This window comes from Vibrio sp. SCSIO 43097 (assembly GCF_023650755.1).
Classification (GTDB): Bacteria; Pseudomonadota; Gammaproteobacteria; order Enterobacterales; family Vibrionaceae; genus Vibrio; species Vibrio alginolyticus.
The window spans coordinates 140,341-152,595 of the sequence record NZ_CP071841.1; the positions used below are offsets into that span (position 1 = coordinate 140,341).

General features: G+C 43.5%; 10 protein-coding genes and 1 pseudogene. 4 read left to right on the forward strand and 7 right to left on the reverse strand.

What is annotated here, in order from left to right; genetic code table 11:
* Positions 1-83: 83 nt before the first annotated feature.
* From trpB to J4N40_RS17010, 4 genes and pseudogenes are all read right to left on the reverse strand, one after another.
* The gene (gene trpB / locus J4N40_RS17000; RefSeq protein ID WP_005375643.1) at positions 84-1,307 is read right to left on the reverse strand and encodes a tryptophan synthase subunit beta; all 1,224 of its coding nucleotides are present in this window, start codon (positions 1,305-1,307) and stop codon (positions 84-86) included.
* Between the two features lie 400 nt (positions 1,308-1,707).
* Positions 1,708-2,014 (reverse strand): annotated as a pseudogene (locus J4N40_RS24620) (S1 RNA-binding domain-containing protein); the annotation flags it as partial.
* A gap of 364 nt (positions 2,015-2,378) precedes the next feature.
* Positions 2,379-2,591 carry a cold-shock protein gene (locus J4N40_RS17005; protein ID WP_005375644.1) on the reverse strand — a complete coding sequence of 71 codons (213 nt, stop codon included), beginning with the start codon at positions 2,589-2,591 and terminating at the stop codon, positions 2,379-2,381.
* A 306-nt stretch (positions 2,592-2,897) separates the two neighbouring features.
* Positions 2,898-3,146, reverse strand: coding sequence for a hypothetical protein (locus tag J4N40_RS17010; RefSeq protein WP_005375646.1), 249 nt, complete (start codon positions 3,144-3,146; stop codon positions 2,898-2,900).
* Positions 3,147-3,435: 289 nt separating this feature from the next.
* Between J4N40_RS17010 and pcp the strand changes: the two genes are divergently transcribed.
* From pcp to J4N40_RS17030, 4 genes are all read left to right on the forward strand, one after another.
* Complete coding sequence (pcp, locus tag J4N40_RS17015; RefSeq protein WP_064354607.1) at positions 3,436-4,074, forward strand: pyroglutamyl-peptidase I; 639 nt, start codon at positions 3,436-3,438, stop codon at positions 4,072-4,074.
* Positions 4,075-4,272: 198 nt separating this feature from the next.
* Entirely contained in the window at positions 4,273-4,536 is a 264-nt protein-coding gene (locus J4N40_RS17020) for a hypothetical protein (RefSeq protein ID WP_115386714.1), read from the forward strand.
* A gap of 63 nt (positions 4,537-4,599) precedes the next feature.
* A complete protein-coding gene (locus tag J4N40_RS17025; RefSeq protein WP_115386713.1) occupies positions 4,600-5,586 on the forward strand; it encodes a CobW family GTP-binding protein in 987 nt (328 codons plus the stop codon).
* A gap of 170 nt (positions 5,587-5,756) precedes the next feature.
* Entirely contained in the window at positions 5,757-7,049 is a 1,293-nt protein-coding gene (locus J4N40_RS17030; protein ID WP_005386186.1) for a DEAD/DEAH box helicase, read from the forward strand.
* A gap of 63 nt (positions 7,050-7,112) precedes the next feature.
* Here J4N40_RS17030 and J4N40_RS17035 read toward each other — a convergent pair whose 3' ends face one another.
* From J4N40_RS17035 to J4N40_RS17045, 3 genes are all read right to left on the reverse strand, one after another.
* Positions 7,113-10,139, reverse strand: coding sequence for a polymer-forming cytoskeletal protein (locus J4N40_RS17035; protein WP_250654601.1), 3,027 nt, complete (start codon positions 10,137-10,139; stop codon positions 7,113-7,115).
* Between the two features lie 307 nt (positions 10,140-10,446).
* On the reverse strand, positions 10,447-11,286 hold the full coding sequence (locus tag J4N40_RS17040) for an arginase (RefSeq protein WP_005375657.1): 840 nt from the start codon (positions 11,284-11,286) through the stop codon (positions 10,447-10,449).
* 6 nt (positions 11,287-11,292) lie between these two features.
* Entirely contained in the window at positions 11,293-12,027 is a 735-nt protein-coding gene (locus J4N40_RS17045; protein WP_005386192.1) for an IclR family transcriptional regulator, read from the reverse strand.
* Positions 12,028-12,255 lie beyond the last annotated feature (228 nt).

A 12,255-nucleotide genomic window follows, 5' to 3' on the forward strand; every position in this document is an offset into this window, starting at 1 on the left:
GCTTCTTAAAATAGTAGACAAAAACAAAAAGCTACCTAGTACCAGGTAGCTTTTTGCATGTAGGGTTAGGCTACGGAGTTAGGCTATATGAGTGATTCAATGCCGTATTTTGCGCCGTAGTGTTCAACGACAAAATCAATGTCTTTGTCACCACGGCCTGATAAGTTGATCAAAATCGAGCCGGTTTCTCCTTGCTGTGCGAGTTTAATTGCGTAAGCGACAGCGTGTGAGGATTCAATAGCAGGGATTATTCCCTCTTCACGAGACAGCTCAAAGAAGGCATCAATCGCTTCGTCATCACTGATTGAGCCGTAATTGACACGGCCAATGTCTTTTAAGTAACTATGCTGAGGCCCAACCGATGGGTAATCCAAGCCACTTGCTACAGAGTACACTTCCTGAGGTTCGCCTTGCGCATCTTTAAGCATGTAAGACTTAAATCCGTGCATGATACCTGGCTCACCGAGTGTGAGTGTTGCAGCATGCTCGCCAACCTTTTGCAAAGAGCGGCCCGCAGGTTCAACGCCGTGAATGGCGACTTGTTCATCCTCTAAGAAAGCAGTAAATAGCCCCATCGCGTTAGAACCACCTCCAACGCATGCGACGAGATTATTGGGTAACTTGCCGGTCATTTCTTTGAATTGAACTCGTGCTTCGTTACCGATAATTGATTGGAAATCTCTCACCATTTTAGGGAATGGGTGAGGGCCAACGACAGAGCCTATCGCATAAAGTTGTGTATCAGGATCTTTCAGATAAGCTTCGAATGCAGAATCTACCGCTTCTTTGAGGGTTTTGCGCCCATGAGTGGCAGGAATGACATTAGCACCAAGGATTCTCATGCGGACGACATTCGGATGCTCTTTGGCGATATCAACTTCACCCATGTAAATGTCGCATTTCAAGCCAACCAATGCCGCGGCTGTAGCAAGCGCAACACCGTGTTGCCCTGCGCCAGTTTCTGCAATTAGTTTCTTCTTACCCATCTTTTTAGCGAGAATGGCTTCCCCTAAGCAGTGGTTAATTTTATGTGCGCCTGTATGGTTTAAGTCTTCGCGCTTTAGGTAGATGTCTGCTCCGTATTTTTTAGACAAGTTTTCCGCATGGAAGATTGGGCTAGGTCGTCCAACAAAGTGCTTATACAGGCGAGCGAGTTCCGCTTTAAATTCAGGATCTTTGCTGCATTCCTCATAAGCTGCGTTGATGTCATGCATGATTTGTTCAAGCTCAGGTGGAACAAAGCTACCACCGTATTCACCAAAGTATCCTTCTTCGTTGGGCATAGTGAGATCAAACGAGTTTTTCATTATTTACATCCTAGTTAACGAAAGTATTGATACTTTTATACCCAAAATTTAGAAGTGGTTGTGTGATCAGTTGCTTAAATCAGAGTTCGCGATCTAGTGCACTAGTTAAAAAGTACAACTTGTGTAGGGGATAATAGTTGTGATGTAGAATCAGGTGGTTTGAATAGATGCAAAAAAGCCTCGAGAGATCCTAGGCTGTCATAAGAACCTCTCGAGGCAAACAGAATGCTGGAAATACACTCTGCGATGGTGTCTGGAAACAAAAATTAGATTCGTTTCCTTTGTCAGATATTAGGGTTTTAGAATGAGTCGATGTCAGCGAAATGTCACAAGTTAATTGCGGTATTAAAAGCTTATTTTTTATTTTTGATTAATGGATTAGAAAGTAACCTAAAACAGGCTAACCTACCGCGTGTTCCGCGTCTTTTAAGTTGGACATGATCTTTCTTTGTCTCGAATCGGCGTCTTTAACCAACACGTGCACTTTAGCTCCTAAAGTAAACGTGGCGCTCTGGCTGGAAATTTTTTGTTTGACTGCATCAAATTCGAACTCACCATTTTGGAAACTTGATAAAGGAATGAGACCTTCGGTTCGGTTCCTCTAACTCAACAAATACCCCGAAGTGTGTGACTCCACACGCTGTCCCTATGAAGTGTTGTCCGATAAATGGCTTCATGTAATGACATTTCAGTGCTGACTCAACCTCTCAGCTAGGGATTATGTGCTCGTAGTTATTAGAATTTATTGATTGAGCAGATATATTTAATTTCATTTTTTCTCTTATATTCGCCAATCGCTTTTATTTTATAAACTTTATTTTTATGAGCAAAGCATGAGGCGAAGTGATTCAGATATGAATGAGATTAATTTAATTCCAAACTGGAATTGCAAGGTAGGTTGTGTGATTACCTAAAGATGTATACCAAAGTGACTTTATTGAAAGTGATTAATGATGGTGTGGGAGAGGTAAGGTAAGTGATTTGGCTATATAAACTTAGATAGAGAATAGTAAGGGCAGTAATAAGTGGAAGGGGATTGTGGCACCAACAACATTGATGCCACACAAAGAATTACAGAGCAGTTACTTCAGCTGCTTGTAAACCTTTGTTACCTTGTTCAACAACGAACGATACTTTTTGGCCTTCAGTAAGAGTTTTGAAGCCTTCAGAAACAATAGAACGGAAGTGAACGAATACGTCATCACCGCCATTGTCTTGAGAAATAAAACCAAAACCTTTAGTTTCGTTGAACCATTTTACTGAACCAGTTAATTTATTAGACATAGATACCTCTATATTTGATTGTTTTAAATATTGAATTTTTAGCTAATATCAAGTGCTACTATATGATTTTAGAGATAACTATTTTGTCGCAGGAACGTAAACGAGGAATTCGATGTGGAACTGAGAGAAACTTTGATCTTTAATTACATTAATAGCTCTTTCCGTAAGAGCTGATGTGCAGTATACCGACAAAATTAATAAAGGCTAGCCTTTTCTTTTTTATTTTTTGAGTACACCAAGCGCATTGCTTTCAAAGCATACGCTTGGTGTATAAGACGGCGTGATGTTATAGGTGGCGTCGAGCGCTTAGTGTTTTCTGGTTGGGCCGTTACGAACGATGTCTTTACCATTGTCATATACGTGCTGCGAAACCCAGCGACCGAGGAGCAATTGGTGCTTTTCTCCTAATACGGCAACAAATGGACGACCATCGGTATTAGAGGTGGCTAGCGCAACGCCAGTGACACCTTCAAGGCCAAGAGCGCCGCTTTCTACTAAATGCAGAAATGCCTCTAACTCTTCAATCGTTTCGATTACATGGTTATCAATATTCATTGTATTCAATCTCTTCGAATTGCATTGCGGTCGCGTACTCTACCTAAGTTAAGCGTGGAAACCAAGCTTCTACGTGCGTCATGTAATGAGAGAACCTTGCCCTGCCACTAATCATCAATAAGTTAGTCTCGATAGTCCGGAACTTGCCTAGATTCAATGAGGCAGAAAACACTCTCTGGTTAGACATGAGTCACATAATGTTGTCTGGTTTATCTCATCAATACTTTTGCTATTGGATGGGGTAAAGGGGAGTGCAATAATTTGTAAAACTCTTTTCCTAAAGGCTGTTATGAAGAAAGTCCTGATTACCGGTTTTGAACCTTTTGGTGGTGACGCCATTAACCCCGCCTTAGAAGCGGTCAAGCAATTAGAGGCTGCGGCCATAAAAGGCGGTGTGATAGTTACTTGCCCAGTCCCCGTAGTTCGATATGACTCGGTGAAAGTCGTTATTGAAGCAATAGAAGCGCACCAGCCAGACTGTGTGATTACTGTAGGGCAAGCGGCCGGGCGTAGCGCGATAACCCCAGAGCGTGTCGCAATTAATGTCGATGATTTTCGTATTCCAGATAACGCTGGTCATCAGCCGATTGATGAACCCGTGGTGGCCGATGGTCCTGATGCTTACTTCTCGACGCTGCCGATAAAGCGTGTTGTTCAAACGCTGCAAAAGCAGGGGATACCTAGCCAGATTTCCAACAGTGCCGGAACATTTGTATGTAACCACCTTTTTTATGGCATCCAACATTATCTAAAAGACAAACCTATTCGTCATGGGTTTGTTCATATCCCATTATTGCCAGAACAAGCAGTAGATGGCAGTCAGCCTTCTATGTCTTTGGACATGATAGTCGAAGGGCTAAGGCTGGTGGCGCAAGTTTGTATTGCCAATGATAGCGATATCCTGGTAAGCGGTGGAACGATTTGCTAGTAAGTGTTTTAAAATCCAGTAAGTGTCTGAAAGATAATAATAAGCTCGTCGTTTGATGTTGTAGTAAATGTTAGCTTTGTCAAATTTCACAAGTAGCGAAAGGAGTAGCATTGAATAGTCAGGTTAGATGTTGTTCCAAACTGGCATTCCTCTAGTACAGGAGGTGTTAGGGGCTAACTTTACGAAAGGCGAGTTATTATGAAAAGCAACAAAAGTAAGTCAATCGCACTTATCTCTGTCGTTGTTTTCGCGTTGGCTATTGCTGCGCTTAAATTCGAAAACACGCTCGGAGTTCTTCCCATCGTAGTCGCTGTTATCGCGTTTTTTACTTGCGTTATTTATACCAGTAGATACCTGTCTGATATGAAGCGTTCAGAGTTGATAAGTCAACCCAAACAAGCTCGAAAAATGTGTGCCAACGCATCACGCAATGAGCTTGATGAGTGCGATAAAAAGCGTTGAAGCGAGTCACATTCTCCGTATACTTTGCTGGAGCATTAATGCACTAACGTGTCGGAGATAAGCATGTCAAATCGAGTACCAACCAACATACTGACCGGATTTTTGGGTGTCGGTAAAACGACCACGATTTTAAATCTACTGAAGAACAAACCGGAAAAAGAAAACTGGGCGGTTTTGGTCAATGAATTTGGTGAGATTGGCATCGACGGTGCATTGATGACCGACCAAGGCGCGCTGATTAAAGAAGTGCCGGGTGGTTGTATGTGCTGCACTGCGGGTGTGCCGATGTCGGTAGGTATCACAGCATTATTGCGTCAAAAACCGGACCGTTTATTGATTGAGCCGACAGGCCTTGGTCATCCAAAACAGGTTATCGCGACGCTTACCTCACAGCAGTATGAACCTTACGTTGATCTTAAAGCGACGATTGCCTTGGTTGATCCGCGTAACTTAAGTGATGAAAAGTATCTTTCTAACCAAAACTTCGTGGACCAGTTAGACAGTGCAGATATGGTTATTGGTAGTAAGGTTGACCTATGTTCCAGCCACGACATTGATGTGTTTAATGACTGGGTGACGGACCAATCTCCCTCAAAAGTATTCAGTAAGCTTATTCATGATGGTGAGTTACCGATAGAAGTCTTGGATATCGAACGGGTTTACGGCAGCGCTTCTTCCCATATCGAGTCACATCATCATGACCATGCTCACCAAGAGCCTCAATTCCAGTTGCCGCCAGGTGAAGCCTTTGTGCGTAAAGAGAACAAAGGGCAAGGGTATTTTAGTTGCGGGTGGTTGTTTGGGGCAGAGTACACGTTTGATTTTGATAAACTCTTCTCAATGCTTTCGGACTTAACGGCTGAACGTGTTAAAGCGGTGGTCAACACGGATCAGGGGTGTTACGCGTTTAATGTTGCCAACCGAGTCGTGTCGGTGAATGAAATCAGCTTAGAAGGGTTTGAATCACGATTAGAAGTGATAGATTCTCAGCTGTTGCCATGGGATGAACTTGAGCAAATTCTCCTTCAGTTGTCTGGCATCAAGCGTTAAATCGAACAAATGTTAAACGGAAACGGTGAGCCAGCAATCTGTCTGCGTTCGCCGTTTTTGCTTTTGTAGCGTTTCAATGAGAAAAGTGAGATAAATCACTCAAATTCGGGTATAGTGCACGGCTAAATTTTTAAAGCTATTTTTAGTGGTTTGTTTAAGGAATACGCTCAATGTCATTTTCATCTCAAGGTTTTGCGCCAGAAGTGGTTAAAGCACTGGCAGAATGCGGTTATGAAAAGTTAACGCCAATTCAACAGAAGGCGATTCCAATGGCTCGCAAAGGTCATGATATTTTCGCTACAGCACAAACAGGTACTGGTAAAACGGCTGCGTTTTCTCTGCCTATGATTCAGCAGCTGCTAGACAGTAACCGTAGCGCTTCTCGTAAGACTGCTCGCGCACTTATCTTGGCTCCAACTCGCGAGCTTGCTGAACAAATTGCTGACAACATCAAAGCTTACACGAAGTACACCAATCTGTCGGTGGCGGCGATTTTCGGTGGCCGTAAAATGTCTTCTCAGGTTGCGGCACTGGAAAATGGTGTTGATATCCTTGTGGCTACACCTGGTCGATTGGAAGAACACATCGAACAAGGTAATGTCTCGGTGGCACACTTAGAGTTTTTGGTGTTTGATGAAGCAGACCGTATCTTGGATATGGGCTTTATTCATGCAGTTCGTAAGATCATGCTGGATGTGGATACAGACCCACAAATCATGATGTTTTCGGCAACGACTTCAAGCCAGCTAAATCTGTTAGCGAAAGACATTCTGCGTAAACCAAAACGTATCGAAGTAGAGCGTGCAAATACTACGGCACAAACAGTTGCTCACGTGCTATATCCAGTTGATCAAGAGCGAAAAACGGAACTGCTTTCAGAGCTAATTGGTCGCAAAAACTGGAAACAAGTGTTGGTATTTGTGAACTATAAAGAGACCGCAAACGAAGTGGTAAAAGAGCTGAAACTTGATGGTATCAAAGCGGTGGTTTGTCATGGTGACCGTGCTCAAAGCGCTCGTCGTCGTGCGCTAGAAGAGTTTAAGTCCGGTAAAGCACGTGTCATGGTGGCTACCGATGTCGCTGCTCGAGGTTTAGATATTGAAGATTTACCTCACGTTGTGAACTATGACATGCCTTTCTTAGCGGAAGATTACGTTCACCGAATTGGTCGTACAGGCCGTGCAGGTAAGCAAGGCCATGCTGTTTCATTTGTAAATCGAGATGAAGAGCTCACGGTGGTTCAGGTTGAAAATCTGATCCAGCAACGCATTCGCCGTATTGAGCTTGCAGGCTATGAACCAAAACAGCGTGAATCTTACATTGAAAAGCTGCACTCAAAACCAGCATTTAAGAATCGTCAAGGTCGTCGTAATAATCCGAACCAGTCGGCAACAGACCAAGGGTCGGCAGAGCGTCGTCTTGCTATGGTGAAGCGCCTGAAAGCGCGTCGTGGCGCAAAGTAAATTACACAGTCTGTGTGAAAAGAGCCCCTCAATTGAGGGGCTCTTTTTGTTTGCCGTTTCGCGTTAATTTAGGCCAAGCATATTGGGTTCACCACGATAAATAATGCGATCGTTTCCTCGGTGAATACCAAACGTAACAATGACGGGTGGGTTTTCCTCTTCACTTGTAGAGCTATCCCAGTCGTATTTCAGCCAAGGGATGCGATTGCCTGAGCTGTCTAAATCTAGGTGGAATTGTATTTGCTCGCGCGCTGAGTCAATTTGGCTTGCAACGATATCGGTTATCCTGCCAATACTCATCGTTCCAACGCCAGAAAGCAGGGCGTTGTTTGCTGGCGCATGAGACCAAATTGGCGTGCTGAAGTAATATTCACCATTCGCCGTTGTTGAGCTGTCATCGAAGTTAGTTGTAAATCGACCGTTTTGCCAAATTTCCACATCAAGTGGCACTTTGATCACCATGCCTTGGTTGCCACCTACATCTTGAAAGTTCAAACGACCGAATCGAATGTCTGGTTGTTTTGTGAGCATTTCGCTGTTATCAAAGAAATTTACCTCATCAACGGCTTTAGTCGTGACTATACCTATTTTGCTGCTGTCACTGTTAGTCCCTTTATTAAATGGGCCATCAGGATATTGCTTATCTGTCGTGTTCTTTTTCCAGCATGGGCTATTGTTACAAGTCGCATTGGTCGAGGGCTTCTCTATAACAAACGTTCCAACACTCGCGCTACCCAGTAGTTTCCAGTCTACCTTCTTAGGCTTAGGCGGCAAAAACCGATCGGAGTATGAGCTTAGCTCGCCTAAATCGAAATGTTGTTGAAGGTTAGACGAAAAGTGGACGTAATTCTTCACGTTTTCCTTATTCGCATTGAGTGCGACAACATCGTAAGTGACTTTCTCAAAAGGTTGATTCATGTAAGCAAAAGTTTGGCCATGTGGGTAGTGCCATTCTTGGTCTTGCACTTGAAAATATTTTGGGTAAAAACGACCGATGTAACGATAGCTTTCGTTAACAGTCATACCTAGATATTTACTTTCTAGGTTTGCTTTTACTCTCAAGCTCCCGACTTCTTCCCAATATAATCCATTAAAGACGAATTGATCATTCTTGGCTGAATTATGCGCCTGAGCCAGTGAGTCACTACTTTTTAGCAATTTTGAGGTTTGGTTCGCTGTCTCTGATGGCGTATGTTGCTCACTCGACAAGACAACGGATGCTGCTGGAGCGTCATCAAGCATAAAATTACGGGTGATAGAGGCATCACAATAGCGTGCTGATTCAACAGAACCACTTACAGAGCCGTCAGGTTGCCAAATGATTGGTTTCACTGTTAGAGAGAAAAGTTCTCCAGCAGCGATAAACCCATCTCCCTGTTTAGAGGTACCAGAAGGCAAAGCACGTTGGTTGTCACAGATAGCCAGTGTCCATGGTCGCGAGTGCACATTAAATGTTCCTTTCACTTCCACTTTGCCTTCTTCTGGGCACTCTTCAAATCCCTCACATTCAAAATGATCGGACAATGTCACTTCAAATATGCCGGATTCGTTCGTGATAAGGCCATGTTCAGACAAGCCATCTTCAAATTCTGCTGAATAGCTAAAGTTTCCTTCACTTCCTCCTAATGGTTGAACCAATGGATGAAAAACCTTAGGCGTACCATTGTAGTTGCTTGCCACTACAGGTTCGCCGGTGGAGGCACAAGCAAGCAATCGCGTATGCACGTTTTCTGGTTTACCTGCAATAACGCGTATTTCATTTAAAGTGGCGCTTTTCGTCTTTGAGTAGGCCTCAAACATAAATGGCGTAAACATAAAGCGAACAGTTTGATGCTTGCTCGTGTCTTTCGCCATAGTGAAAGTTAGTGTGTAGTTGGTATCTAACGAGATCGTATCAATATTATTCGGAACCACTCGAACAACAAGTTCACCATTATCGTTAGATATAAATTGGTTTGCTTCTAATGTCTGCTGACCTTTAACCACCTCTAAAGTGAACAAGTCAGGGTGTGATAGGGCTGCACTGACTTCTGCGCTTACAACTTCTCCATTATTGGTTGTCATTGCTGTAAATTGCGGAAGATCGTCGCCGCACATCAGTGCCATGTCGTCCGATGGTGTGACGCTGAGGTTTAAGTCGTTCTCCGATGGAGGCTGCATGCTGCAATTCGGAACATCTTGAGGGGTGATTGGACAGACTTGGGAAGAGTAGTGACAATCAGCCTCGCCCAATCCACAGTATTGCGTGTATTTGTTGTCTTGTGCTTTCGTTTGTGCACTTCCTGGCGTTTGTTGGATTTCACCACAAACTTGACTAGGCTGATTTGGAGCGTTGTTGAAGTTCAATGTTTGGAAGTATTTAATTGCTGCGGTGGAACTATAGAATGAGCCACTTAATGTAGCTGACGATCCTACAGATTCAGCCGTACCATAGATCGACATATCTTTTATAATCAGAGAGTTGTGCGCAGAAACATCACCGACGACAAAATGGTCTTGTAAAGGATGGTTTGTTTTTAGGTGTAGTGTTTCGCCTTGTGATTCGACCTTACCACAGATGTTTGTATTAAATACATTGGTCGTGCTGTGTGTCGAAATATCACCAATAATGGTGTTGTACGTTCCATCAATGTGAAGTGTCGAACCTGTTAGCTTAATATTCCCGTCTATGAGAATGTTATGCAGCTTTGTTGGGTAAGCCGATAGAAGATCACCATAGATGACAGTGTGTTTGTTTTGGTAATCGTCGAGGTTTGATGCTTTCTCATTGTTAACCGTTAATCCGGTAGCGAGGGCGTGTAGAGAGATACGTTTATTGGGTTCACCAATCGTATTATTCCCCTCTAACACAATGCCATAATCTGCTTTTAACGTTATCTCTTTTTCCGGTAATGAGGAGACAATTTTATCACCAGCGGGTAGGACTAGTTTCCCTGTACAGCGATAAGTCGTGCGATCGCTTTCGATACTAAAACTCTTGTGTGAGCAAAGTTGACCTAACTCAGATAGATCTTTTACGTCATAAGTGGTGGCGTGTGAGGTTAGCGGTAAAAAAAGAACCGCAGTGAAAATACTGCAAAGACGCATCATCAAATGTCCTAATGAGTGGAACAAGATGGCATCAAGCGAGCGTGAGCAAATGCTCACTGAAATTGGAATAGCTGCGGTACTTTTTTGTTTTGAAGCCGCTTAGTTATTGAACTTTGGTTAATTTTTATTTCGTATGTCATACCAAAGTTTAGCGGCCTTATTACAACGTAAGTGTCAGGTTAGTTCAAGAGGTAAGTGTGATGTGTGTCGCTTTATATGTGTAACTATTTGTTAGTTAAGGATAATGAGTAAGCATGTTGGTTCAGAATCAGGAAGGACGCGATCCTGATTCTGAATGTTTATAACGCTAGGCAGCGTGAACGATGAGTGGGGCCATCTGATATAACTCTTCTAGTATGGCTTTCGTTTGTCTCGAATACACCAGACAATCTCGATCGCCAACGAGCTGAATTGCTCGCACTTTACCTGCAACCAAACATTGCCTAATCGTGCGTAGAACCATTTGGATATCAATTTCTGACGCGCCATCAAGGCTGTTTTTGGTTTTTAGAGATCCAAGGTCGATGCTAATGATTATTTGGTCGCAGTGGTCTAGGTAATTGCCGATCTGTTGCTTAACGTTATTGCGATGACGAAAAGAAAACTCTTTCTCGGTCACCCAATCACAACCTTGATCTTCCGCGTATTCCCACGTTTCCTGCTTCGTCTCTTGCTCACTGACGCCAGCAAAAAACAATCGTACGTTTTGATAGCGAGAAAGAGCAAAATGGAATGCAGAGCCTAAGCGTGGCTCAAGTGTCGGCTTCAAGTTCATGTTATGCCCGATATTTACGACACCCACTTCGTCTCGATAGGACACGACCACAGGTAACATGGACAAGATTGCCTCGGTACAGTTAGTGACTAAAACCGGAATTGAGTGACGAGAAAGCGAAAGGCTTAATGCTTCTTGAAACTCGCCATTCTCCAGTTTGTCGTGGTTGAAGTGCCCATAGTTCTCAGCGGTTTCATGATCATGTTGTTGGTAAAGCCAATCACTAGCATTTTCCAAACTTTGATCAGCTAATTCAAACGCGCCCTTAGACATGGGTGGCAAATACTCACACACTGTCATAAAAGAAAAAGGGTAATGTTGCGGCTGCTTCACTGTGTGATGGAGTTTATAGCGTTTGAAAAAGCTTAACATGATGAATTACCTTTCTGGTGGTAGTGCCCTTGCCGCTTGCAGTACATGTAAAATAATGCGCTGCTTGTCCTTTTCGACTCGGTGGGCCGGAGCCATCACCGAGACTGCGCCAATCAGTTTGCTTCCTTTCATTACCGGTGCGCTAATACCTGAAACACCAGGGTCAATCTCAGAAGTACTGACGGCATATCCGTGTTTACGGATGGTTGTGAGCTCTTTTTCCCACTCGTCGCGTCGGTGATCTTGATTAAAATATCTCAAGATTTTCTCGCATCGACTTTGAGGCATAAAAGCGAGCATCACTTTAGATGAGGCACCGCGCAGCAGAGGTTGACTTTGACCCTGGACGAAGCTGCAACGCAGCGCCTGCATACTTTCTTTCTGTCTGACACAAAGCGCACGATAACCAGCTGGTACCATATAAGCGGCCATTTCCCCGGTTTGTTGTACCAACCTAGCCAGTATGGTTTCGACCATGTCGAGCCCATGTTGCGCGGTCTCATAGCTGTGCATGAGTAATAATGCCGCCGGACCAACGACAAATGTCTTGTCGTGAACGCTTTCTTCGATCAAATTCCACTCTTTAAGCAGTTTTAAGTGTCGGTAAAGGCTGCTTAAAGGAACGTTCAATTGCTCGCTTAGCGTTTTCGCCGAAACTGGGAACGGACTAACTGCAACTTGCATTAACAACTGCAGTGATTTTTCGTTTACCTGGTTAGCATTAGCTTTGTTTGTCGTCATGAGAGTGTTGTAACGTGTTGTAGGAGTTACGACAAATATAATTCTTAATCACTGAGAAAAGAAAAATAATTTTAATGGGTAATTCTTACATGATGAGAAACAGACAGGTAAAGAATTTCGCAAGTACCGATAGACATAACATGGTGTCGAATTAAAGTCTCAGGTTTGAGGCGCTTGATACTAAATTGGAACAGGAGTGAATAAGACATTGTTTAGTTTGCGGTATTA